This window comes from Fructilactobacillus sp. X8R2C1 (assembly GCF_059900955.1).
Genome location: NZ_JBWXVI010000001.1, coordinates 65,999 through 91,375 on the forward strand (window position 1 = coordinate 65,999; position 25,377 = coordinate 91,375).

General features: G+C 39.3%; 15 protein-coding genes, 9 tRNA genes and 2 riboswitches. Of the genes, 2 read left to right on the forward strand and 22 right to left on the reverse strand.

Annotation, left to right across the window (positions count from 1 at the left end; translation table 11 throughout):
• Window positions 1-225: 225 nt before the first annotated feature.
• The 3 genes from fusA to rpsL all read right to left on the reverse strand — a co-directional run bounded on the left by fusA (window position 226) and on the right by rpsL (window position 3,347).
• A complete protein-coding gene (gene fusA, locus AC6UD6_RS00385; protein ID WP_500693542.1) occupies window positions 226-2,331 on the reverse strand; it encodes an elongation factor G in 2,106 nt (701 codons plus the stop codon).
• A 95-nt stretch (window positions 2,332-2,426) separates the two neighbouring features.
• Window positions 2,427-2,897, reverse strand: coding sequence for a 30S ribosomal protein S7 (gene rpsG, locus AC6UD6_RS00390; protein WP_500693541.1), 471 nt, complete (start codon window positions 2,895-2,897; stop codon window positions 2,427-2,429).
• Window positions 2,898-2,933: 36 nt separating this feature from the next.
• Window positions 2,934-3,347, reverse strand: a complete 414-nt coding sequence (gene rpsL, locus AC6UD6_RS00395; RefSeq protein ID WP_010022704.1) for a 30S ribosomal protein S12 — start codon at window positions 3,345-3,347, stop codon at window positions 2,934-2,936.
• A gap of 183 nt (window positions 3,348-3,530) precedes the next feature.
• Between rpsL and AC6UD6_RS00400 the strand changes: the two genes are divergently transcribed.
• Both AC6UD6_RS00400 and AC6UD6_RS00405 read left to right on the forward strand, forming a co-directional pair.
• Window positions 3,531-4,193, forward strand: a complete 663-nt coding sequence (locus tag AC6UD6_RS00400; protein ID WP_500695231.1) for a prepilin peptidase — start codon at window positions 3,531-3,533, stop codon at window positions 4,191-4,193.
• Between the two features lie 21 nt (window positions 4,194-4,214).
• Window positions 4,215-4,310: riboswitch (purine riboswitch) on the forward strand.
• A 37-nt stretch (window positions 4,311-4,347) separates the two neighbouring features.
• On the forward strand, window positions 4,348-4,923 hold the full coding sequence (locus AC6UD6_RS00405; RefSeq protein WP_500693539.1) for a xanthine phosphoribosyltransferase: 576 nt from the start codon (window positions 4,348-4,350) through the stop codon (window positions 4,921-4,923).
• Between the two features lie 57 nt (window positions 4,924-4,980).
• On the opposite strand, the gene rpoC is transcribed toward AC6UD6_RS00405, so the two are convergent.
• The 19 genes from rpoC to AC6UD6_RS00500 form a co-directional block, all read right to left on the reverse strand.
• Complete coding sequence (gene rpoC, locus AC6UD6_RS00410) at window positions 4,981-8,631, reverse strand: DNA-directed RNA polymerase subunit beta' (protein WP_500693538.1); 3,651 nt, start codon at window positions 8,629-8,631, stop codon at window positions 4,981-4,983.
• Window positions 8,632-8,648: 17 nt separating this feature from the next.
• A complete protein-coding gene (rpoB, locus tag AC6UD6_RS00415; protein WP_500695232.1) occupies window positions 8,649-12,287 on the reverse strand; it encodes a DNA-directed RNA polymerase subunit beta in 3,639 nt (1,212 codons plus the stop codon).
• 258 nt (window positions 12,288-12,545) lie between these two features.
• Complete coding sequence (locus AC6UD6_RS00420) at window positions 12,546-15,044, reverse strand: ATP-dependent Clp protease ATP-binding subunit (RefSeq protein ID WP_500695233.1); 2,499 nt, start codon at window positions 15,042-15,044, stop codon at window positions 12,546-12,548.
• Between the two features lie 47 nt (window positions 15,045-15,091).
• A complete protein-coding gene (locus tag AC6UD6_RS00425) occupies window positions 15,092-15,565 on the reverse strand; it encodes a CtsR family transcriptional regulator (RefSeq protein WP_500693535.1) in 474 nt (157 codons plus the stop codon).
• 97 nt (window positions 15,566-15,662) lie between these two features.
• Window positions 15,663-15,736: transfer RNA gene (locus tag AC6UD6_RS00430), tRNA-Pro, on the reverse strand.
• Window positions 15,737-15,765: 29 nt separating this feature from the next.
• Window positions 15,766-15,839 (reverse strand) — tRNA-Pro (locus tag AC6UD6_RS00435).
• 5 nt (window positions 15,840-15,844) lie between these two features.
• Window positions 15,845-15,918: transfer RNA gene (locus tag AC6UD6_RS00440), tRNA-Arg, on the reverse strand.
• A 109-nt stretch (window positions 15,919-16,027) separates the two neighbouring features.
• Window positions 16,028-18,232, reverse strand: coding sequence for a polyphosphate kinase 1 (ppk1, locus tag AC6UD6_RS00445; RefSeq protein WP_500695234.1), 2,205 nt, complete (start codon window positions 18,230-18,232; stop codon window positions 16,028-16,030).
• Between the two features lies 1 nt (window position 18,233).
• Entirely contained in the window at window positions 18,234-19,628 is a 1,395-nt protein-coding gene (locus AC6UD6_RS00450; protein ID WP_500693533.1) for a DUF2252 domain-containing protein, read from the reverse strand.
• A 204-nt stretch (window positions 19,629-19,832) separates the two neighbouring features.
• Window positions 19,833-19,918 (reverse strand) — tRNA-Leu (locus tag AC6UD6_RS00455).
• 17 nt (window positions 19,919-19,935) lie between these two features.
• Window positions 19,936-20,007: transfer RNA gene (locus AC6UD6_RS00460), tRNA-Gly, on the reverse strand.
• Between the two features lie 3 nt (window positions 20,008-20,010).
• Window positions 20,011-20,084, reverse strand: a tRNA-Thr gene (locus tag AC6UD6_RS00465).
• 10 nt (window positions 20,085-20,094) lie between these two features.
• Window positions 20,095-20,176, reverse strand: a tRNA-Leu gene (locus AC6UD6_RS00470).
• Between the two features lie 21 nt (window positions 20,177-20,197).
• Window positions 20,198-20,270 (reverse strand) — tRNA-Lys (locus tag AC6UD6_RS00475).
• A 3-nt stretch (window positions 20,271-20,273) separates the two neighbouring features.
• A tRNA-Val gene (locus AC6UD6_RS00480) sits at window positions 20,274-20,346 on the reverse strand.
• Window positions 20,347-20,516: 170 nt separating this feature from the next.
• Window positions 20,517-21,806 carry a serine--tRNA ligase gene (gene serS, locus AC6UD6_RS00485; RefSeq protein ID WP_500695235.1) on the reverse strand — a complete coding sequence of 430 codons (1,290 nt, stop codon included), beginning with the start codon at window positions 21,804-21,806 and terminating at the stop codon, window positions 20,517-20,519.
• Window positions 21,807-22,058: 252 nt separating this feature from the next.
• Complete coding sequence (locus tag AC6UD6_RS00490; protein WP_500693531.1) at window positions 22,059-22,697, reverse strand: deoxynucleoside kinase; 639 nt, start codon at window positions 22,695-22,697, stop codon at window positions 22,059-22,061.
• A 74-nt stretch (window positions 22,698-22,771) separates the two neighbouring features.
• Window positions 22,772-24,247, reverse strand: a complete 1,476-nt coding sequence (locus AC6UD6_RS00495; RefSeq protein WP_500693530.1) for an amino acid permease — start codon at window positions 24,245-24,247, stop codon at window positions 22,772-22,774.
• 106 nt (window positions 24,248-24,353) lie between these two features.
• A riboswitch (Lysine riboswitch) is annotated at window positions 24,354-24,523 on the reverse strand.
• Between the two features lie 63 nt (window positions 24,524-24,586).
• Window positions 24,587-25,252 carry a phosphatase PAP2 family protein gene (locus tag AC6UD6_RS00500; RefSeq protein WP_500695236.1) on the reverse strand — a complete coding sequence of 222 codons (666 nt, stop codon included), beginning with the start codon at window positions 25,250-25,252 and terminating at the stop codon, window positions 24,587-24,589.
• Between the last annotated feature and the right edge of the window lie 125 nt (window positions 25,253-25,377).

Here is a 25,377-nt window from a genome sequence, read left to right on the forward strand (position 1 = left end):
CTCCGTGGAAATTACCGGCACATCCTCGCATGGCAAAGCGGCCGGGTGTGTCGCAACCTCCCACATCAAAGCTAAATGTTGTACTAATTTTGGACAGTCTATTCCCCCAAAACCGAGTACTTAACTATCATACCCGATATTCTCTTATTTTTCAAGGCTTCTCATCACATTAAGTATAAAAAAAGTTCCAGAAACTTTTTCAATTTCTAGAACTTTTACAAAAAATTACTTTTCTTCTTTACTATTTCCACCATTTTTCTTAATGATGTCTTCTTGGATGCTCTTAGGAACAGCACTGTAATGATCAAAACTCATAACAAATGTTCCACGTCCCTGAGAAGCAGAACGTAAATCGGTAGCATAACCAAACATTTCTGATAGTGGAACCATTGCATGAATGTTTTGTGCCTTGTCTTGAGCTTCCATACCTTCAACGTTTCCACGTCGTGCGGTAACTTGTCCCATGACGTCACCCATGTATTCTTCTGGAACACGAATATCAACTTTCATGATTGGTTCAAGAATAACTGGATCAGCCTTCTTAGCAGCTTCCCTCAAAGCAATGGAAGCAGCGATCTTAAAGGCAGCTTCACTTGAATCGACTTCATGATAACTACCATCATATAATTTAGCTTTCAAATCAATCAATGGATATCCGGCTAATACACCATTTTCCATGGCTTCTTTTAGACCTTGTTCAACTGAAGGAATGAATTCTCTTGGAACAACTCCACCAACGATGGCGTCTTCAAATTCGAATCCTTTTCCTTCGTCATTTGGTGTAAATTCAATCCAAACATCACCATATTGACCTTTACCACCAGACTGACGAATAAACTTACCTTCGGCCTTAACTGGTTTAGTAAATGCTTCACGGTAGGCAACTTGGGGAGCACCAATGTTAGCTTCAACATTAAATTCACGTCTCATCCGTTCAATCAAAATGTTTAACTGAAGTTCACCCATTCCGGCAATCAAAGTTTGGCCAGTTTCTGGATTAGTTTCAGCTCTAAAAGTTGGATCTTCTTCAGATAACTTTTGCAAAGCATCATTCATCTTATCCTGATCAGCCTTAGTCTTAGGTTCAACGGCAACTTGGATAACTGGTTCTGGGAATTCCATTGATTCAAGACGTAATGGATGGTCTGGATCGGTTAAAGAATCACCAGTAGTGGTATTCTTCAAACCAATTGCAGCTGCAATATCACCTGAGAATACTTCTGGAATTTCTTGACGATTATTTGAGTGCATTTGTAGTAAACGACCAACACGTTCACGTTTGCCATTCGTAGCATTCAAAACGTATGAACCAGCCTTTAAGGTACCACGATAGACACGGATATAAGTTAAACGACCAACGTATGGATCGGTAGCAATCTTAAATGCTAATGAAGCAAATGGTTCCTTATCGTTAGCACGGATGTCAACTTGTTTGTCGTCATCATCTGGGTCAGTAGCAGTGTAAGGACGAACATCAAGTGGTGATGGTAAGTAGTCAACCACTCCATCCATCAACATCTGAACACCCTTGTTCTTGAAAGCTGAACCAGCAAAGACTGGGTAGAAATCAAGATTTAAAGTGGCACGACGAATTCCAGCTTTAAGATCTTCTTGTGAAATTTCTTTACCATCAAGGAACTTCTCCATTACGGCGTCATCAACGTCTGCAACGGCTTCAATCAAAGCATCATGACGCTTTTGAGCTTCCTCTTGCATGTCAGCTGGAATCTCATCAACATCCCATTCTGAACCTTCTTTATCTTCATCATAAACATAGGCTTGCATGGTAATTAAATCAATTACACCAGCAAAGTCAGCTTCAGCACCAATTGGCATCTGAACGGCCTGGGCGTTAGCACCTAAACGGTCATGCAAACTTTTAACTGACATATCAAAGTCAGCACCAACTTTATCCATCTTATTAATGAAGACAATTCGTGGAACAGCAAAGTCTGATGACTGACGCCATACGGTTTCAGTCTGTGGTTCAACACCGGCTTGACCATCCAAAACAACAATACCACCATCTAGCACACGTAATGAACGTTCAACTTCGGCAGTAAAATCAACGTGTCCTGGGGTATCAATGATGTTAACACGGTAACCCTTCCATTCAGCAGTGGTAGCAGCTGAAGTAATAGTAATTCCACGTTCTTTTTCTTCTTCCATCCAGTCCATTTGTGAATCCCCTTCATGGGTTTCACCAATTTTGTGGATACGACCGGTATAGTACAAGATACGTTCAGTAGTAGTAGTTTTACCGGCATCAATATGGGCAACAATACCAATATTACGAGTTTTGTCTAACGGAAATTCTCGCTTGTTAGCCATTATTTAACTCCTCTCAATCATTCACAATTTCATTATTTTAAAAAAGTGGCTAAATCGCTTTAGCCACCCACTTACAGTTAAAAACTAAAAGCTGATTACCAACGATAATGCGCAAAGGCACGGTTAGCTTCGGCCATTTTGTGAGTATCCTCACGCTTCTTAACTGCTGCACCGGTGTTATTTGAAGCATCGATGATTTCTTTTGCAAGACGTTCAGTCATGGTGTGTTCACCACGAAGTCTTGCATAGTTAACAATCCAACGTAAGCCTAAAGTAGTTCTTCGATCAGGACGAACTTCAATTGGAACTTGGTAGTTAGATCCACCAACACGACGGGCCTTAACTTCAAGAACTGGCATAACATTTTTCATTGCTTCTTCAAATACATCAACTGGATCGTTACCAGTTTGTTCTTTGATCATATCAAAGGCACCATATAAAATTTCTGATGCAGTCCCTCTTTTACCATCTAACATCAAATGGTTAATTAATTTAGAAACCAATTTTGAGTTGTAGATTGGATCAGGAAGGATTTCTCTTTTTTGCACTTTTCCTTTTCTAGGCATGTAAAAGTCCTCCTCAATAATAACTTAATTAATTGTCTATTCCTTAGGTTTCTTAGTACCGTATTTAGAACGACCTTGGCGACGATCACTTACACCCGCAGTATCTAATGCACCACGAACAACATGATATCTAACACCAGGCAAATCCTTAACACGTCCACCACGAATTAAAACAACACTATGTTCTTGCAAATTATGTCCAATTCCGGGAATGTATGCAGTAACTTCAATCAAGTTAGAAAGTCTAACACGAGCATACTTACGTAAAGCTGAGTTAGGCTTTTTAGGAGTCATAGTACCAACACGAGTTGCAACTCCACGTTTCTGAGGTGCAGGGTTCTGTGTGTTTTTCTTTTTGTAACTGTTATATCCGAAGCCTAAAGCTGGGGATTTTGATTTAGAAGTTCTAGATTTACGACCTTTACGAACCAATTGGTTAATTGTAGGCATCTAAAAAGTCCTCCCTTTCCTAATATAATATATTTTTTAAGTCCACACATCCAGGCGGTTCTTTTTTGAAGTTAAAAAAATCGCTTAGTTGTTTATAAGCACAATAAGTAGAATACCACGTAGAAAAAGACGTGTCAACAAGACTTCAATTAATTTCCGTACTTTTTGGTGGAGGTTTTGTTGATGATCATTTATTGGTTTATTGTAGGTAGCATTGTTGGATCTTTTATAAACGTTATGGTTGATCGAACCATTACGCACGAAAACTTTGTCTTCGGTCATTCTAAGTGTAGTAACTGTGGCAAGTTTCTAAAGTGGTACGAACTCATCCCGATTGTGAGTTACATGATTCAATTCGGAAGGTGTCGGACATGTTCAACTCGATTACCACTTTATTTACTGTATTTTGAAGTAACCGGAGCCACCGCTTTTACTATATTTCCACCTGTTTGTTTGGATAACATCGAAAATTTATTGCTACTTTTAGTCATGCAGGTTATGGCAGCTTTTGATTTGTTAACCTACCATTTTCCTACGGCATATTCACTGATTGCAGTAATGATAGCTCTTATAATTTCTAATCCTCCAACAAAGATGACTGGAATTTATATTATTGGATATTTAATATTGATAATAATAAATCATTACTTCCATTTCATTGGCAACGGGGATTTGGATCTCTTCTTAATCCTTTTAATTGCATACGGAATTACGGTTACCAATCTAGTCGTTTTAACCGGGTCAATCATAGCGATCATTTATGCCATCTTATTTAAAAAACGTGCGATTGCTTTTATTCCATTCATTTACATTGCCACTCTAATTATATTAATTTGGTTTGCTTAAAGTTAGAAATTAAATTATGATTAACGTAATAAGTGAAGCTCTAATATATAGTCGTAATGGGTCGACAGTCTCTACTTGGAACCATAATTCCAAACTATTAGGAAAAAAGACCCTAAACTTCTATATTAGGGTCTTTTTAAATGGGAGAGTAATCATGAAAGAATTAGAAGAAGCAATCAAAAATAAAGGCCAAGTCCTTCCTGGAAATATTTTAAAGGTCAACTCGTTTTTAAATCATCAAATTGATCCTAATTTGATGTACGAAGTTGGCAAAGAATTCGTCAAACGCTTCTCAAACGATAATATTACTAAAGTCATCACGGTTGAATCATCGGGAATTGCTCCAGCCGTTATGACTGGCTTAGTATTGGGTGTTCCCGTCGTTTTTGCGCGAAAGAAAAAGCCATCAACTTTAAACGATGCAGCCTATTCGGCTGACGTATATTCATACACCAAACAAAAAACTAACCGCATTTTTATTGAGAAAAAATTCCTTTCACCTGACGATAACGTCTTAATCATTGATGATTTCTTAGCAAATGGCGAAGCCACTAAAGGGATGATTAAGATCGTTGAAGCAGCTCAAGCCAATCTAGTTGGAGTCGGCATTGTAATTGAAAAATCATTTCAACCGGGCGCTAAGTGGATCAAGGATCATGGAATCCACTTAGAATCGCTTGCTCGTATTTCATCCCTTGATAATAATGAAGTAAGTTTTAAAAAAGATTGATTAATATGTATCAAAAAGGGAGTTCATCAATGATGAACTCCCTTTTTAGTTTAATAACTAGTTTTTACTTGAATCTTTTTGTTGCATTTCTTTTTCGACATCACTTAATGAAGTAACACCCTTGGTATCAGTCTTACCCTCTTCTTCTGGTTCAATGTTTTCATATTTCCCAACACCAGTACCAGCAGGTAATAACTTACCAATGATAACATTTTCCTTCAAACCAACTAATGGATCAACTTTACCACGAATTGCGGCATCAGTAAGAACACGAGTGGTTTCCTGGAATGATGCAGCAGACAAGAAACTGTTAGTCTCAAGTGCAGCCTTAGTAATTCCAAGTAATACCGGACGGGCCGTTGCGGGTGTTTTACCACTAATCACAGCATCCTTATTACGATCCTTGAAATCATCAATATCCATCAAAGTACCAGGGAGGATGTCAGTGTCACCTGGGTCCATAACACGAACCTTACGCAACATCTGTCTTACCATGATCTCGGCATGCTTATCGTTAACTTCAACACCCTGTCTTCTATAAACTTCTTGAACCGCAGTTAACAAGTAAGTTTCAGTTGACAAAACATCTCGAACTTTAAGCAATTCCTTAGGATCAATTGAACCTTCGTTCAAAGCATCACCACGACGAACCTGATCGCCTTCTGAAACCTTCATTCGGGCCTTAATTGGAACCTTATATTTACGAGTATCGGACTTCCCTTTAATGGTAACTTCCTTGATACCTTCAGCAGGATCTTCTTCAATTAATTCAACCGTACCAGTAACTTCACTGATGATTGCCTTACCTTTAGGATTACGTGCTTCCATAATTTCCTGAACACGAGGAAGTCCTTGGGTAATATCTGAACTACTTGCAACACCACCGGTATGGAAAGTACGAAGAGTTAACTGAGTACCTGGTTCACCAATTGATTGGGCCGCAATGGTACCAACAGCTTCACCAACCTCAACTTCGTCACCAGTAGCAAGGTTTCGACCATAACACTTCTCACAAACACCATGAGCAGTATTACATGTGAAGGCGGAACGAATTTCAACTGAATCAATTCCAGCGTCCACAATTTCTTGAGCAACGTCTTCATCGATCATTTCATTCTTTTTAACAATCACTTTACCAGTCTTAGGGTTCTTAACGGTCTTCATTGCGTTACGACCAAGGATTCGGTCATACAATGGTTCGATCATTTCGTCCCCTTCGGTAATGGCACGAACAACAAGACCACGGTCAGTTCCACAGTCTTCTTCTCTAACAATGACATCTTGGGCAACATCAACAAGTCGACGAGTCAAGTAACCAGAGTTAGCAGTCTTAAGTGCCGTATCGGTCATACCCTTACGAGCACCGTGGGTTGAAATGAACATTTCCAAGACTGAAAGTCCTTCTTTAAAGTTAGAGGTAATTGGAAGTTCCATGATTTCACCATTAGGTGAAGCCATCAAACCACGCATCCCAGCTAACTGAGTAAAGTTCGAAATGTTACCACGAGCACCAGAGTCACTCATCATAAAGATTGGGTTCTGGGGATCGAAGTTTTTCATTAATTTGTTTTGAATTTCGTCTTTGGCATCATTCCAAACACTAACAACTCGTTCATAACGTTCTTGGTTAGTAATTAAACCACGACGGAATTGTTTAGTGATGGTATCAACTTTCTTATGGGCGTTAGCAACAATTTCTGGCTTTTCCTTTAAATCAGTAATGTCAGAGATACCAACAGTCAAACCAGATTTAGTTGATTTATCATTACCTAAATCTTTGATTCGATCAAGCAGTTCTGAAGTTTCAGTAACTTGGTATTGACTGTAAACTTCAGCAATGATGTCACTTAAAAAGCCCTTCTTAAACGGTTTAACCAATTCAGCGTTCTTCAAGTGTTCATGAATGTCTTCACCAGGCTTCAAGAAATACTTGTCAGGAACGTATCCGTGCAAGTTAGTTGAAGTTGGTTCGTTCAAATAGGTAAATTTCTTTGGAAGAATCCCATTGAAAATAACCTTTCCAACCGTCGTTACTAAAATCTTATCTTTTTGATCGTCAGTAAACGGTTTGTCTGGGAAGGCGCTCGCTGGAATACCAATTCTGGTATGCCAATGAACCTTTCCATCACGGTAAGCTAATTCAACTTCATCAGGATCGTTGAATACCATTCCTTCACCTTCAGCCCCTGCTTCTTCAAGGGTTAAATAGTAGTTACCAATAACCATATCCTGTGAAGGAGTAACAACTGGTTTACCATCTTTAGGAGCCAAAATGTGTCCAGCAGCAGCCATCAATAATCTTGATTCAGCTTGAGCCTCATCAGATAGTGGAACGTGAATGGCCATTTGGTCACCATCAAAGTCAGCATTATACGCAGCACAAACTAATGGATGCAAACGCATTGATTTCCCACTAACCAAAACTGGTTCAAAAGCCTGAATTCCAAGTCGATGCAAAGTAGGAGCACGGTTCAAAAGAACTGGATGTTCCTTAATGACATCAGGGAGAACTTCAAAGACAGCGTCGTCTTGACGTTCGATCTGACGTTTAGCGTTTTTAATGTTAGAAGCTAGACCACGTTTAACTAGCGCATGCATAATGAAGGGTTTAAATAATTCCAATGCCATTGATACTGGAAGACCCATCTGACTTAGTTTTAAATTAGGACCAACGTCAATAACTGAACGACCAGAATAATCAACACGCTTACCTAACAAGTTCTGTCTGAATCGACCTTGTTTACCCTTTAATAGGTGAGAAAGTGATTTAAGGGGACGGTTACCAGGTCCTGCAACAGGACGACCACGACGACCATTATCAATCAAAGCGTCGACAGCTTCCTGGAGCATTCTCTTTTCGTTTTGAACAATAATGCCAGGAGCGTTCAGGTCTAACAATCGTTTTAATCGGTTATTTCGGTTAATAACCCGACGATATAAATCATTTAAATCAGAAGTAGCAAAACGACCACCTTCAAGTTGAACCATTGGTCGCAAGTCAGGCGGCATAACTGGAATTGCATCCATTACCATCCATGACAACTGATTGCCAGAAGTAGCAAAGGCCTCAAGAATATCTAGACGACGAACGGCACGAGTTCGCTTTTGTCCCGTTGCTTTCTTAAGCGTATCTTTTAACTCTTTGACTTCTTTATCGATGTCAACGTCGTTTAATAAAGTTCTGATAGCTTCCGCACCAATTTCAGCGTGGAAACGATTGCCGTATTCACGCTTTTTGTCACGGTATTCTTGTTCTGAAAGCAACTGCTTCTTCTCCATTGGTGTGTTACCTGGATCGGTAACAACGTATGAAGCAAAGTAGATGATTTCTTCAAGAGCCCGTGGACTCATGTCAAGAACTAGTCCCATTCGACTAGGGATTCCCTTGAAATACCAAATGTGGGTTACAGGAGCTGCTAATTCGATGTGTCCCATTCGTTCACGTCTAACTTTTGAACGAGTGACTTCAACACCACAGCGATCACAAACGATGCCCTTATATCTGACACCCTTGTATTTTCCACAGGCACATTTCCAGTCCTTAGTTGGACCAAAAATTCTTTCATCAAACAATCCATCCTTTTCAGGCTTTAAAGTTCGATAGTTAATCGTTTCTGGTTTTTTAACTTCTCCATATGACCAACTACGAATGGTCTCAGGTGAAGCTAAACCAATTTGCATACTTTTGAATTTATTAACATCAACCATTGGCGTACCCTCCTTTATTATTTATTGTCGTCATTTGTATCATTTTTTGAGTCGGCATCAGATGAAGTTGGGGTTTGTTTCTCATTTTCATCTTTCTTTTCTTTATCCTTCTCATTTTTATCATCTTGTTTTTGAGCAAACTTACTCAATGCGTTCACGTTAACAACGTCTTCGTCATCGTCCATGTCACGCAAATCAATTTGTTTGTTTTCGGCATCGAGAACCTTCATGTCCAGTCCCAATGCTTGTAATTCTTTAACTAATACTCGGAATGACTCAGGAACACCTGGTTTAGGAATTGGATCACCTTTGACAATTGCTTCGTAGGTCTTAACCCGTCCGACAACATCATCTGACTTGTAAGTCAAGATTTCTTGGAGGGTGTGTGCGGCACCATAAGCTTCAAGAGCCCAAACTTCCATTTCACCAAAACGCTGTCCACCAAACTGAGCTTTACCACCAAGTGGTTGTTGCGTAACTAGTGAGTAAGGTCCAATGGCTCTTGCATGAATCTTGTCTTCAGCCATATGGTTAAGTTTCAAGTAACCCATAACTCCAACAGCAATTCGTTTGTCAAATGGTTCACCGGTTCTACCATCATACAGAACCGTCTTACCATCAGCTGGCATACCAGCTTCCTTTAAAGCGTCGGTAATATCTTCACTACGAGCACCATCAAAGACTGGGGTGGCAACGTGAATTCCAAGCTTCTTAGCAGCCATTCCAAGATGCAATTCAAGCACCTGTCCAATGTTCATCCGTGATGGAACACCCATGGGGCTCAATAAGATGTCGATTGGGGTACCATCTGGCATATATGGCATGTCTTCTTCAGGAATAATGACGGAAACAGTACCTTTATTACCATGTTTTCCAGCCATCTTATCTCCAACTTGAAGTTTACGTTTCTGGGCAATGTAAACTCGAACCATCTTGTTTACACCGGGCTTTAATTCATCGCCGTTTTCCCTAGTAAAGACTTTAACGTCTTGAACAATTCCACCGGCACCATGAGGTACTCGAAGTGACGTGTCACGAACTTCTCGAGCCTTTTCACCAAAGATAGCGTGAAGTAGTCGCTCTTCAGAAGATAATTCAGTAACACCCTTAGGGGTTACCTTACCAACCAAAATATCGTTGTCATGAACTTCGGCACCGACTCTAATAATTCCATCTTCGTCAAGATCCTTTAGTGCATCTTCACCAACGTTAGGAATTTCTCTAGTCATTTCTTCAGGTCCCAGTTTGGTATCTCTAGTTTCTGACTCATACTCTTCAATATGAATTGAAGTGTAAGCATCATCTTTAACTAGTCGTTCGGAAATGGCAATGGCATCTTCAAAGTTATAACCCTGCCATGTCATAAAGGCAACGGTTGGGTTTTGACCTAAGGCCAATTCACCATTTTCCATTGCTGGGCCATCAGCGATAATTTCATCGGCATCAACATGATCTCCAATTTTTACAATTGGAGTTTGGTTATAGTTTTTACCACCGTTAGAACGCATAAATTTCATCAATTTGTACGTATCTAAAGTGCCATTATCACGTCTTACCCGAATTTCTCTTGCATCAACATATTCAACGGTTCCAGGATACTTAGCAATCTTAGCAACTCCAGAATCATGAGCAGCTTGATATTCCATCCCAGTTCCCACAAGTGGTGCGTGTGGTCTGATCAAAGGAACAGCCTGACGCTGCATGTTAGCACCCATTAGGGCCCGGTTTGAGTCATCATTTTCTAGGAACGGAATACATGCCGTTGCCACCGCAACAACTTGCTTTGGTGAAACGTCCATGTAGTCAACGTTCTTTGAATTAGTTTCAACGTATTGGGACTTATCACGTGCCATAACTTGATCGTCTTGAAAGGTTGCGTCTTCATTTAATGGAGAGTTCGCCTGCGCAATCACGTATTTATCTTCATCATTAGCAGTTAGGTAATCAATCTTGTCGGTAACCTTATGAGTAGTCCAATCAACACGACGGTATGGGGTTTCGATAAATCCATACTTGTTAACCCGAGCATAACTTGAAAGTGAGTTAATCAATCCAATGTTAGGACCTTCGGGAGTTTCAATTGGACAAATTCGACCATAGTGAGTGTAGTTAACATCACGAACTTCATATCCAGCACGGTCTCTAGTAATACCACCAGGTCCTAAAGCAGATAATCGACGTTTATGGGTCAATTCACCTAACGGGTTCGTTTGATCCATGAATTGTGAAAGCTGTGATGAACCAAAGAATTCTTTAACAGAGGCCACCACTGGTCTAATATTAATTAGTTGTTGTGGCGTTACCGTTGAAGCATCCTGAATGGACATTCTTTCTCTAACAACTCGTTCCATCCGTGAAAGACCAATTCGGAATTGGTTTTGAAGTAATTCACCAACTGATCGAACACGACGGTTCCCCAAGTGGTCAATATCATCAACAGATCCAATTCCCTCTTGAAGATCCAAGAAGTAATTGATTTCAGCCAAGATGTCCGCTGGGGTAATGTGTTTATAGTCCAGATCAATATTGTCATTACCAATTACAGGAACGACTTTGTCTGGATCTGTATTTGAATATACTTTAATTACTTGAACAGTAACTGGATCAGTTACGACAGCTTGATCGGAAGGATTAAAGGTGTAAGCCTTAAAATCTTTGTTAGCCAAGTACGGCTTCAACTTTTCCATCAATTCTTTGTCAATCACATCACCTTTGTTAGCAATGATTTCACCAGTATCTGGGTCAGCAAGGGTTTCGGCCAAAGCTAATCCCATTAAACGAGTCTTCATGCTCAATTTTTGGTTTGTCTTGTAACGACCAACTGGTGCCATGTCGTAACGTTTTGGATCAAAGAATCTTTGGGTTAACAAGTTTCTTGCTGACTCAGCTGTCTTTGGTTCACCCGGACGCAAGCGTTCGTAAATATCCTTTAATGATTCTTCAACACGAGAATCATCTGCATCCTTATGGACGTCTTTTTCAAGGGTAAGTGAGAGACTATCATTAGTATTTCCAAAAATCTCAGTAATTTCATCATCTGAGCCAAAACCAAGGGCACGAACTAATTCAGTCAAGGGAATCTTTCTAGTACGATCAATTCGAACGTATGAGATATTCTTTGCATCAGTCTCAAATTCCATCCAAGCACCACGGTTAGGAATCACAGTTGAACTGTAAATTTCACGACCATTTTTGTCCAGATCTTTATGGTAATAAACACCTGGTGATCGCACTAATTGAGAAACGATAACACGTTCTGCACCGTTAATGATGAAAGTTCCTTGGTCAGTCATAAGTGGAAAGTCACCAAAGAAAACATCTTGAGTCTTAATCTCACCGGTTTCATGGTTGGTTAACTTGAGAGTGACGTGTAATGGGGCTGAATAATTTGCCTCATGAGCACGTGCTTCATCAACCGTGTACTTAGGTTCCAATAGTTTATAATCAACGAAATCTAGTGAAAGCTTTCCCTGAAAATCCTCAATTGGCATAATATCTTTAAACATTTGACGCAAACCTTCGTCTAAGAACCAGTTATAAGAATTAGTTTGAATCTCAATCAAATTTGGAAGATCCAATACCTTCTTAATTCTGGAATAACTTCTACGGGTTCTGTGTTTTCCATACTTTACAATGTGTCCTGCCAAGTTATTCACCTCTCCCTAAAATTCCACGAAAAAGAAATGTTACATTTCTGTTACAAAAAGCCATATTTCTGGTTTTTGAGCAAAAAAAATCCAAAAATAAGATCTAAATCTTACTTTTGGTTCTTATAAACGCCATCACGGACAATAGATCGCAACGACTCATTTCAATTCCCAGTTACATACTCTACACATAATACAAAGAATCAAAGTAAAAGTCAATCAATATGCACAAAAACTCACAGTAAAATTTCACTGTGAGTTTTAACGTTATTTACTTAGAATTTCTTCTTTGGGATTCTTAACTTCACGTCTATTAATCGTAATCTTGTTTTTATGCGCACCGATCGTAATCTGATCACCAGGTTTGAACTTACCCGCTAGTAAGTCTTCACTCAGTGGATCTTCAACCTTATCCTGTAAAGCTCTTCGAATAGGTCTTGCACCATAAGTTGGATTGTAGCCAACTTCAGCAACTAAATCAATGGCAGCTGGAGTCATTCTAACTTTGTAACCCAATCCATTGGCACGATCAATCAGTTCTTGTGACATTAACTTAACGATTCGGTGTAATTCCGACTTAGTCAAGGAATGGAAGATCACCGTATCATCAATTCGGTTCAAGAATTCTGGTTTAAAGAATTTCTTCAACTGTTCTTGAATCGTGGCCTTCATAGCATCGTAGTTATCATCATTACCGGATTTTTCAGCGGCAAATCCAACGGTGTTCTTGTATTGCAGCTCTGTAGCACCAATGTTGGAAGTCATAATGATGACAGTATTTCGAAAGTCTACTTTTCGGCCCTTGGCATCAGTTAAGTACCCATCATCTAGAACTTGAAGTAGCAAGTTAAAGACGTCAGGATGAGCCTTTTCAACTTCATCAAGTAAAACAACTGAATATGGATGCTTTCGAACTTTTTCGGTCAGTTGACCACCTTCATCGTAGCCAACGTAACCAGGTGCAGAACCGACCATTCGGCTAGTTGAATACTTCTCCATGAATTCACTCATGTCAACTCTGATCATGTCATCTTCTGAGCCAAACATTGCTTTTGCCAAATCTTTGACAAGTTCAGTTTTACCAACTCCAGTTGGCCCAAGAAACATGAACGATCCAATGGGACGATTGGGATCTTTAAGTCCACTTCGTGCCCGACGAATTGCTCTTGCAACTGCCGAAACAGCTTCATCTTGTCCCACAACTCGTTCGTGTAAAATCTTTTCCAAGTTTACCAAACGCTTCTTGTCAGACTGTTTCAAATGAGTAACGGGAATCCCGGTCCATTCAGAAACAATTTGAGCAATATCTTCAGAATTTTCTTTTAATTGATAATTATGGGTCTTGTTAGCGTCATTTTCTTTAATGCGCTGTTTTTGGGTTAAATCAGCAATCTCTTTTTGTAACTTTTGTTCTTGCTTACGAATTGAAACCGCATCTTCAAAGCGCTGTTCCTCAATGGCTTTGTCCTTATCATTTTTAACGGAACTAAGTTTTGATTCAGCGCTTGCTAACTTGTCATCTTTTCCAGTTGAATCCAGTCTAACTTTAGCTGCACCTTCATCCATCAAGTCAATTGCTTTGTCAGGAAGGTAACGATCACTAATGTAACGACTAGATAAATCAACGGCTGCATTAATGGCATCATCGGTGATTTGAACGTGATGGTGTTCTTCGTATTTGGGACGTAATCCCTTAAGAATCTTACGTGATTCATCCTTACTTGGTTCTTCAACTTCAACCGTTGCAAAACGACGTTCTAATGCTTCATCAGATTCAATGTACTTCTGATATTCATCTAAGGTAGTAGCACCAATAACTTGAACCTGACCACGAGCAAGAGATGGCTTTAAAATATTTGAAGCATCAACTGATCCCTCAGTTCCACCAGCACCAATCAAGGTATGCAACTCATCAATAAAGAGAATGACATTGCCACTATCTTCGACTTCCTTTAAGACCTTCTTTAAACGATCTTCAAATTGGCCACGATACTTAGTGCCAGCAACCAGTGATCCCATGTCTAATTCCATTACCCGCTTATTTTGCATATCCGCCGGAACAGATTTATTCACAATTTTTTCCGCTAAACCTTCAGCAATGGCAGTCTTGCCAACACCGGGTTCACCAATTAAAACTGGATTATTTTTAGTTCTTCGGCTTAAAACCTGGATGACACGGCGAACTTCAGCGGTGCGTCCAACCACTGGATCGAGCTGATTATCTCGAGCAGCTTTAGTCAAATCACGTGCCAGCGAATCTAAAGTTGGAGTTTCGCTTTGTTCTGACTCACCATTCGAATTGTTTTCAGAAGCCATATTAGTATCTGCAACCCCCATCTTTCGGATCGTTACTTTTCGGACTTGTTCTGGGCTAACTCCCAAGTTAGTCAAAATTCTTGAAGAGAGCATCGCATCATCACTAGTTAAAGCTAGCAAAATGTGCTCAGTACCCACTTTAGTTGATCCATACTGCTTGGCAATCTTTCCAGCTAAAGCTAAAATTTCTTTCATCTTTGGAGAATACGGCAGATACGTGTTTCCATCGACCTTTAAATTACCGTATCCAGCCAACTGCTCAATTTCTTCTCTAACGTCCGCCTCGCTGACGGCAAGTTGTTGGAGAGTTTGATAAGCAATCCCATTCTTCTCAATGGTAAGTGCCAGTAACATGTGTTCGGTTCCAACAGCTTGGTGCTGGAAACTCTTAGCTTGTTCTTGGGCAATTACCAAAACGTTTTTTGCACTAGGGGTAAATAAATTATGCATATGCAAATCTCCCTTCATTTCTCTTTAAATCATAATCCATAATCAAACTAACACTCATATTTAAGCCGGTAAAGTAAAGCCTCTAAAACACTCGCTCTAACCTGATATTCCATTGCTTGATCAGGGAGCCTAATTGCCTCTTTCTTTAAAATAGCAGCAATCATGTTCTCCTCTTTCTCGGTAATGACTCCATTAGCATATAAGGTGGTTAAAATTGATTCTTCATCCTTTTCGGAAATTTCATCACCAATTGAATCAATCAAACTGTCTAGGACATCCGAATTATCCATTAAGTTGATTTTTTCAATCCTGATGTAACCACCACCACCACGTTTGCTCTCAACTAAATAACCATTACGCAACGTAAAACGTGTTTTAATTACATAGTTAATTTGCGAGGGCACCACGTCAAAATGATTGGCAATGTCTGATCGACGAATTTCGACTCGTTCTTGATCATTATCACCTAGCATATCCTTCAAATAATCTTCAATAATGTCCGATATATTACGGCTTGCCATAAACTCATCTCATCTCTGACTAATGTTGACTATTATTATACAAAGAAGATTTGTAAATTCCAAGTAAATACTCTTGGAAACCAAGGTAATAAAAAAATCGGGAAAACAAGATTCGAACTTGCGACCTCCACGTCCCGAACGTGGCGCTCTACCAAGCTGAGCTATTTCCCGATGCTTAAATATTAAAAAGTATATAAAAATCGGGAAGACAGGATTCGAACCTGCGACCCCCTGGTCCCAAACCAGGTGCTCTACCAAGCTGAGCTACTTCCCGATGAATGCACCTAGTAGGAGTCGAACCTACAACCTTCTGATTCGTAGTCAGACACTCTATCCAATTGCGCTATAGGTGCATATAAGCATTAAACGTTCACATTCATCAGCGAACATATATTATTATACCAGAAGTATCCGATTTTGGAAAAGAAAAATAAAAAAATAACCAGAAACATCTGGTTATTTTCACCACCACAATAGCACGCCCACTACTACGATAATCGTAACGACTAGAATCGAAACATAAAGCCACTCGTTTTTTAATTTGGAATCGTTTTTAACGTTAATCCGAATGTCATGACGTTTAGAAACGTGCTTTTTATTATTTAATTTGGGATCATCGATAATCTTTAAGAAGGTCTGTTGGGCGGACTTCCCTTTGGGATGCTTGAATTTAAAGTACTCACCATCAGGCTTTAAAAAACTCCCATCCACATCATCTTGAGCGTAAATGTCGATGATGTTTAAAAGCTGTTGTTTTAGTTTTGGATCAAGAATTGGCGCCGCTAGCTCGACACGGTTATCCATGTTTCTTGTCATTAAATCAGCAGAAGATATCCACAATTTAGAATCATCCTGAGTGAAGAATCCATAAATTCGACTATGTTCCAAAAACTCACCAACAATGCTTGAAACCACGATTTTTTCTTTTTTCCCGCAAATTCCAAGTTTAAGACAGCAAGCTCCTCTAACAACGAGCCTAAATGGTACACCCACTCTGGCCGCATCATAAATGGCTGAAATCACTTCTACATCAGTCAACGAGTTAATCTTTAAAAAGACTGCTCCTTTGCCGGTTCTTAAATAACTTTCTTTAACTTCCTGGATCCCATCAATCACTTGATCTTGAATTTGATGGGGAGAAGCTGATAAAACCTGATAACTGGGTTGAGCGGCATCTGGAGCTTGCAAGTAATCGAAAAATTTTGATAGGTCTTGAACATAATCATCCTTACTGGTAAAGAAACTGAGATCAACAAATCCCTTCGCAGTTTGCATGTTGTAGTTTCCCGTTCCAACCTGGATATAGCCCTTGGGGTGATTGCCCTCTTTTGTTAACACCAAACAAGTTTTACTGTGAACTTTCATGTCTTTTTTTCCAAAAATAACATGAACACCAGCATTCTTCAGTTTTTCAGTTACTTTCAAGTTGTTCTTTTCATCAAAACGAGCTCTTAATTCAACCACAACGGTGGTTTTAATTCCCTTTTGAGCGGCTTTTGCTAGTAAATCAACCACTTCAGAGTGTTTTGAAACCCGATACAGGGTTTGTTTAATCGCAACTGTTTTAGGATTTTCGACCGCTTCTTTTAAGAACTGCAAAAACTGACTAAACGAATCATATGGATATTGGATAAGTAGATCCTTTTGATCCAAGTACGAAAGGATTGAGGCGGAAGTCGGCCAAGTTCGAGGATTAAATTTTGCGTAACAATATTCTGGATAATCAGACGAATACTTACTGACGATCTCAAATAGATAAGTTAAATCAACCGGACCAGGAATCTTAAAAATAGCATTCTTTTCAATCTTAAACTTGTCAATAAAATCATTTAAGAAATCATCGTCAGTATTACCATCAAATTCCTCAACTTCAAATCGGGTTACCTTTCCTTTTTCCCGGTCAACAAGATACTGACGCATCCTAGAAATTGTTTCAAAATTATTATCCTCTTTTTCAACATCTAAGGTGGCATCAAGGTCTCTCGTGACTCTAAAGACGACCGTTCCAGTAATTTCTTTTCCATTAAAGAGACGCTTGAGGTTATGATTAATCAAATCTTCAAGTAAGATATACGTATCAATCCCGTTCGATTTAACCGAAAGCAAGCGGTTAAACTTAGAAGGAATGGGAATAATCCGAATGACTTTTTTATCATCACCTTTGACTAAGACGCCAATCGCAATTTGCTTGTTAGAAAGAAACTTTAAATCATAATTTTCATCAAACTCTTTAAAGGAAAGTGATGGTTGAATCTTCTTAATAAAGTATTGATTGACTTGATCCTTTTGTTTGTCATTAAGGTCTGCATAAGACTCAATCGAACAAACATCTCTCTCCTTTAATTCTTGATTTAATTTATCGTAATCATTGTATTGGATCTTAAAATTTTCATCATTACGATCATGAATCTGATCCAGGATCTGGCTATAGTGAAGTCCAGACTTCTTTTCAATCCCATTATCACTAAGCTCCATTTGCCCTTGAACGCTTGGAACCCTGACACTATAAAACTCATCTAAATTATTTGACCCAATTGCTAAAAACTTCAGCTTTTCCAAAAACGGAGTGAACGATTCAGTCGCTAAATTAATCACTCTTCGATTAAATAAAGTCCAACTCAAATCTCGGTTATAGCATGAGTCAACGTACTCTTCATTTCTCTTCATGTTATTTCAAATCCTTAATAAACGTATCATAATCAATCTCAACTTGTTTCATGTATTCATTAGCGAACTCAATGAATGACTTTTTGACTTTGTCACTATTTTTTAGGTAACCGATAATCATTGGAAATGTTGGTGATTGACTGTGTGCTCGTGCAAGTAAAATCACACAAACTAACACGTAATCCTTAAAAGCGTCTAAATCCAACTTATTAAGATTTACGGAACCCTTCATATCTTTAAACTGACGAACGTAGTAACTCTTATTACTAGTATTAAACCACCCTAAAAACGGATCCGAGGCAGTTTGAAGAATCAGCTGACAATCAACAATATTTTCACCCAATGAATCATTTTTGTTCATACCAATAACATTGTTTTTATAAATTGGAAGGGCTTGCTTAATCTGCAAAACCAAGTAATTATTGTTAGCGTCCTCTAGTAAAACTAAAAAGCAAAGAGTGCCAACACTTCCCACTCCCACACTGTGTCTTACAATATCAACGATCTGGAAGTTAGAGAGAAAGAAACGGATATCACTTTTAGTATGATTGTAGTAACGATCGAGTCCATCACTAATTTTTTGATAATCTTTTTTCCCAATGTGAACCGTAACCGGTTCATTATCAATAAAGCGCCGTTCCCCGTTTTTAAGAACGGTTGTATACTTTTCCACAGCGTAGTCAGAAGTACTTCTAAGGGCCTTGTTAATACTCTTAGCGGTAATTTTTTGAAACGATTTTTTAAAATGCTTCTCACCGTCTTTTAATGTACCAAAAATCTTAGAAATATTTCTGATGGAATTAGGCAATGTCAGTTTATCCATGGCTGGAATCTCCGTCATCCTGACCAAGGCACTACGATAAGCCTCCAAGACATCCCTTAAAAACGGATTAACTTCATTTGTGATGTCAAATCCTTGTTGCTTCGCGACCAATAAAGCACTTACTAGAAAACGTAATAAGTCATCTTCAAAGTGACCTACGTGAGATTCGTCAAAATCATTTAAATCGAACAAAAGTTGATGCTCTGGAGAACCATAAAAACCAAAGTTGCCAAGGTGAGCATCACCCGCAATCAACAGATTGATATCACTCATGGGAATGGTACCTAAATCATGATTCATTAGCTCAACGCTTCCCCGATAAAAAGAAAATGGATTTTTGGCCATTCGTTCTCGTTTTAATCCTAGAAGTCCACTAAGTAGCAGTGAATCACGCTCAGTCAAAATTGGTTTAATGTCCCGCTTTCTAGCTTTGAAATTCCGCATGGCTTCCATGTTGGCATCATTACTCATCTTCTCACCAACATGAATTAATTGATCATCATTCATTGAAACGTCATTAAGTAAAGCACTTACGTTATTAAGCCCATAAGGCGATTTTTTCTCGAGTTTCATATCGCTTCTCCTTTATTTGATCAATCATACCGTTATCGTAATTCTAACTTGTCATGTAAATGGAAATCAACTTATTACCCACATCACAACATCAATTTAACTCTATGATAGCGCTGTCGGACCCGTATTTCTACCTTGAATCAATATTTTAAATAAAAAAGAGAGTCCTAGTAATAGGACTCTCTTACTGTTTTAAATTTTAAATGCCGGGGACCGGGATCGAACCGGTACGGTCATCACTGACCGCAGGATTTTAAGTCCTGTGCGTCTGCCAATTCCGCCACTCCGGCAGTATGATAACAAAAAAAGCGGAAGACGGGATTCGAACCCGCGACCTCCACCATGGCAAGGTGGCGTTCTACCACTGAACTACTTCCGCATATGCCGACTATAGGATTCGAACCTACGACCTCTTCATTACTAGTGAAGCGCTCTAGCCAACTGAGCTAAGTCGGCGAAAAATCAATGCGGGCGAAGGGATTCGAACCCCCACGTCCTAAGACACTAGAACCTAAATCTAGCGCGTCTGCCAGTTCCGCCACGCCCGCATAATAATGTGTTACTGGCAATGAGCCGTGGCGGGTTCGAACCGCCGACCCTCTGATTAAAAGTCAGATGCTCTACCAACTGAGCTAACGGCTCAAATGGAGGATACAGGGATCGAACCTGTGACCTCCTGCTTGTAAGGCAGATGCTCTCCCAGCTGAGCTAATCCTCCATTGATAGATATCATTGCGATAAAGCGCAACGACAACTATTAAATAATATCATTTTGATGTTTAAGCGTCAAGAACAAATTGGTTACGCCTCAACGATCAATTCTTCTCAAACCAGTCATACAACAAATATTATTATACCGGAATGTCTTATTGATTTCTACTATTTTTGTTAAAATTTTTCATTTTTTACAATCTTCTTCATCCCATGCATATAAGGTTGAAGAACTTCGGGCACATTCACCGTTCCATCTTCATTTTGATAGTTTTCAAGGATAGCTGCAACCGTTCTACCAACGGCTAAGCCAGAACCATTTAACGTATGAACGTACTGCAATTTGCCGTTCTCATCTCTGTACTGAATGTGAGCCCGTCTTGCCTGAAAATCAAGCGTGTTAGAACAACTTGAAATTTCGCGGTACCGATTTTGAGCTGGCATCCATACTTCAAGATCATGAGTTTCAGCGGCAGTGAAGCTCATGTCACTTGACGTTAGCGTGATGACATGATAAGGCAGACCGAGTTTCTGAAGTAATGTCCCTGCTTGATGCGTAATTTCCTTTAAAGCATCCCAAGACTCCTCGGGCTTAGTAAACTGAACCATTTCAACTTTGTTAAACTGATGCAATCGAATTAATCCCCGGGTATCTTTTCCGGCACTTCCTGCTTCTGATCTAAACGCTGGGGTCAAGGCTGTGAATTTCACTGGTAACTTCTCTTCAGAAATGACTTCGTCGCGATAGAAATTAACCAGTGGAACTTCAGCAGTCGGAATCATGGTCAAGTCACTATCTTTAATCTCAAATCCAGCCTTATTTTCTAGGAATTTAGGAAACTGCCCGGTCCCAAACATTGAATCAGAATTAACCATGTATGGGGGTAAGACTTCGGTGTATCCAGCATCGGTGTTTTGATCCAAATAGAAATTATATACCGCACGTTCTAATTTGGCTCCTGCACCTAGATAGTATACGAAGCGACTTCCTGATACCTTAGCACTTCGCTTGAAATCTAAAATATCTAAGTCTTCGCCAATTTCCCAGTGGGGTTTAGGGGTGAAATCAAACTTCCGTGGTTCACCAATTCGTCTTAACTCTTTTGAACCCTCTTCGGTGAGACTAACGGGAACTTCATCAGCAGGAACATTGGGTAAATGAGCCGCAATATCATGTTGTTCGGCTTTGATAGTTTCTAGCTTTTCATCCAGCGCCTTGATCTCTTTTCCAACTTCACGCATTCTGGTAATTTGATCATTTGCGTCTTCTTTATTGCGCTTGAGCTGTGAAATTTTCTCAGATACCTCATTTCGTTCCGCTTTAAGCGACTCACTTTTAACGATTAGATCACGCCGTTCTGAATCTTTTCTAAGTAAATTGTCAATCACTTCGCCAGGCACATTTCGCTCGGCTAGCTTTCCTTTATACCAGTCTGGATTACTTCTAATCAACTTCATATCTAACATTTTAATTTCCTCCCTTAAAAGACACAAAAAGACCCTCGTCATATTGGGACGAAAGTCTTTTCGCGGTACCACCCAAGTTCCAATTAAGGCACTCGATTAATTAATAACGGTAATTGCCGTGCGGGATTGGCCGCCCGAAATACGTGCTGGAATTTTCAAATGACAATTTTCACCAACATTGTCTCTCTGTAATTCTACTTAATGGGCACGTCACGTTTATTTGTTGCGTTAATTATACAATAATCTCTGAAATTATCCTAATACTTCTTGAATTTTGTCAGAAAGTCTCTTTAAAACTTTGTTTCTGGCGTCCGCATCTTCGACAAAATCATACTTATCCCCGTTAATCCTAATCTTGGGAGACAAGTTATAATCCTCGTACCATTTTGAATATCTCTGGTTTAATTCACGATAATATTCATACAAACTACCGTCATTATCGATTTGTTCGTATTTTCTTCCACGCTTTTTAATTCTTTTAAGCATCGTATCAAAAGAAATATCAATATAAATCAGTAGGTCCGGTATTTTCTTATATTTACCGTTAGGGATCGGTTCCATCATGTTCTTTAATAAAGAATCATAAATTTGAACTTCTGTTTCAGTTGCTCGACCAAGGTCAGCATTTAGATGAAACAGTAATGAATCTTCAAAGATTGAACGATCCATCACACTGTACTTATCAGAAGAAGCTTCCTTAATGCTGTCCAAACGTTTATTTAAAAAATAAATCTGAAGCAAAAAAGCATACTTTTTTGGGTCTTTGTAAAACAACGGAAGAATCTTATTATCATCAACGGACTCATAATAGGCTGGTGAGTTTAATTTCTCAGCCAATAATGTCGTTAACGTGGTCTTCCCTGCTCCAATAGTTCCTGATAATACAATCATTTATTTGATCCCCTTAGACTAATTTAAAGAATTTGCAATTGTAATTGTACCATTTAAAAATCATGAATTTAAGACTAGCTTTCATTCTTTTTAATTTCATCCGTATAATCTTCTGAAGGCGAGACATCCACTTGATCGAGGGGAATGATATGGGTATGATGAACAAATTTGTACCCAAAATACAAGATGATAACCAACGGAACACTCATATACGTGACCGCAATCTCAAATAAGTTGAAGTGAGCAAAGGCACCAATATCTTGACCACAAATAACAACGATACACAGGATTAAAGTGATAATTGGACCAACCGGGAACCAAGTCGCATGGTATTTAAGTTCCGAAACTTTGTGTCCTTGTTTTATAAACGCCCTTCTAAATCGATAATGTGAAAGAGCAATCCCGAACCAAGCAATAAATCCAGTCAACCCGGAAGCAGCCACTAACCACATGTAAATCTTAGATCCAAAGATACTGGTCATAAAAGTCAACAACGAAATCACCATGGTTGCTAGGAGCGCTAATACCGGAATTCCACGCTTAGATACTTTGCCAAAAACTTTTGGAGCATAACCTTCATCGGCCATCGAATACAACATTCGCGTTGAGGCATACATCCCAGAGTTGGCTGAAGAAATCACGGAGGTCAAGATGACCGCGTTCATAATACTTGCAGCTCCAGCTAATCCGGCACGTTCAAACACAATCGTGAACGGACTAATGGCAACATCTGAAGCACTTGATCCCAACAAATCGGGACTAGTATATGGAATAATTGCAGCAATCACAACAATTGCCAGAATATAGAATAAAATGATGCGCCAAAATACTTCATGAATCGCTTTTGGGACCGTTTCCCGTGGGTTTTCTGACTCTCCAGCTGTAATTCCAACTAACTCAGTTCCTTGAAATGAGAATCCAGCAATTACGAAAACACTCAGAATGCCGGGAATCCCGTTTACGAAGGGAGCCTGCTTATAGGTAAAGTTCCTCATTCCAATAAAGTGACCACCCATAATTCCAAAAATGGTCAAAATTCCGACGGCTAGAAAGATAAAAATCGTGATCACTTTGATCAAAGACATCCAGAACTCAGTTTCTCCAAACGCCTTGACGGACAAGATGTTAATCAACAAAATCAGTGACAGAGCCGCTAAACTCCAAATCCAACTCGGAAAATGTGGCAGCCAGAATTGCATGACGATTGCCACCGTACTAACGTCAACCGCCACCGTAATTGCCCAGTTAAACCAGTAGTTCCAACCCATTGCAAACCCTAAAGCCGGATCAACGTACTTAGCTGAATATGTAGCAAATGATCCAGAGACTGGCATATTAGTGGCCATTTCTCCCAAACTAGTCATCAAAAAATAAACCATGATTCCCATACATACATATGCTACTAACGCACCACCGGGACCAGCATTGTGAATTGCTCCACCACTAGTCACAAAAAGACCGGTTCCAATACAACCACCAAGGGCGATCATAGACACATGACGAGACTTTAATCCCCGCTTCACCTGTCCGTTTCCATTTTTTTCAGACATAAATTCTCCTCCTAAATAATTAAGAAGAAACCCAATAACAAAACGACAAAGAAAAAGACCCTCTTGAATAACTTCCAAAAGAGTCCACAAATTCTTACTAATCGTAATCTTAGAAAGCTCTCCGTGCAACACACGACAGTCCTTGACTTATTAAATCAAAACCCAACCAATCATTTACCACGTGATCAGTTTCGGCAACTTTCCCTTTCATAAGCCCTCATCGATTAAGTGAATCTCTGGCAAATTACTGATAAAAGTCGCGCCTCTTCTTAGAATTCATATTTCATTATAAATAAAGTATAAGTGATAAGTTAACGATTATCAATCACTTTCATGAAATTAGTAAATTGTATTCTGAAAAATCTTTGTTGTACTTAGCTCCTTGGCCCACTTTACGTACCCATATTCACAAACTTGAAGCCATGTGTAAGCAATTAAGGCGGCACCAACCGTATCTGAAGGAAAATGGGCATTCAGATAAACCCGTGAGATCATCACTAGGAAAAGAACAATTGCTAAAATAGTTCTAATAATCCATTTAGTTGATTGTCGATTAATCATTGGAACCACTATGATCCACAGGACGCTAATCACTAGAAAAGCTCCTAAAACATGTCCACTAGGATAACTAAAGCCAGTGTCCCCCGGCAAATGCATTGAAGGACGGGGCTTGGCTACGATGTGTTTAATCACAAATCCAATGGCATCTCCACCAAAAACCAATACCAGCGAAAAGAATGCCGGTATTTTATACTTAAACCACCACAACAAAACAGCAATTATAAGTATCCACACAATATCCATCTTGGGACTCGCGACAAAACTAATCATTGAGAAGATGGTTTCTTCAAATGAAGACGGGTACCCTTGAATGGTTCCAATTATCATTGAATCTAAAAAGTCAACGTAGCCAAAACTCATTTTGACTCCAATCGTCAGGATTAACGATAAGAGAAACGCAATTGTTAATTTGTACGGACGACTAACGTCCCTTCCAATCATCATAAATGCCATACCTCCAAGAATTCATATAAAAAAAGTATAACATAATATCGATTAGCCGATTGAGAGAAGCACCAAAATCGCCGTGATTAGTGTGATATAATTGCACCATGAATTTTACAGATTGG

Coding starts and splice junctions, on each gene's coding strand:
- AC6UD6_RS00490 (WP_500693531.1), bottom strand. CDS start 22,697: ATGATTGTATTATCAGGAACTATTGGAGCAGGGAAGACCACGTTAACG.
- AC6UD6_RS00495 (WP_500693530.1), bottom strand. CDS start 24,247: ATGTCTGAAAAAAATGGAAACGGACAGGTGAAGCGGGGATTAAAGTCT.
- rpsG (WP_500693541.1), bottom strand. CDS start 2,897: ATGCCTAGAAAAGGAAAAGTGCAAAAAAGAGAAATCCTTCCTGATCCA.
- AC6UD6_RS00405 (WP_500693539.1), top strand. CDS start 4,348: ATGAAAGAATTAGAAGAAGCAATCAAAAATAAAGGCCAAGTCCTTCCT.
- AC6UD6_RS00400 (WP_500695231.1), top strand. CDS start 3,531: ATGATCATTTATTGGTTTATTGTAGGTAGCATTGTTGGATCTTTTATA.
- ppk1 (WP_500695234.1), bottom strand. CDS start 18,232: ATGAAGAGAAATGAAGAGTACGTTGACTCATGCTATAACCGAGATTTG.
- AC6UD6_RS00500 (WP_500695236.1), bottom strand. CDS start 25,252: ATGATGATTGGAAGGGACGTTAGTCGTCCGTACAAATTAACAATTGCG.
- AC6UD6_RS00450 (WP_500693533.1), bottom strand. CDS start 19,628: ATGAAACTCGAGAAAAAATCGCCTTATGGGCTTAATAACGTAAGTGCT.
- serS (WP_500695235.1), bottom strand. CDS start 21,806: ATGTTAGATATGAAGTTGATTAGAAGTAATCCAGACTGGTATAAAGGA.
- fusA (WP_500693542.1), bottom strand. CDS start 2,331: ATGGCTAACAAGCGAGAATTTCCGTTAGACAAAACTCGTAATATTGGT.
- AC6UD6_RS00425 (WP_500693535.1), bottom strand. CDS start 15,565: ATGGCAAGCCGTAATATATCGGACATTATTGAAGATTATTTGAAGGAT.
- rpoC (WP_500693538.1), bottom strand. CDS start 8,631: ATGGTTGATGTTAATAAATTCAAAAGTATGCAAATTGGTTTAGCTTCA.
- AC6UD6_RS00420 (WP_500695233.1), bottom strand. CDS start 15,044: ATGCATAATTTATTTACCCCTAGTGCAAAAAACGTTTTGGTAATTGCC.
- rpsL (WP_010022704.1), bottom strand. CDS start 3,347: ATGCCTACAATTAACCAATTGGTTCGTAAAGGTCGTAAATCTAGAACT.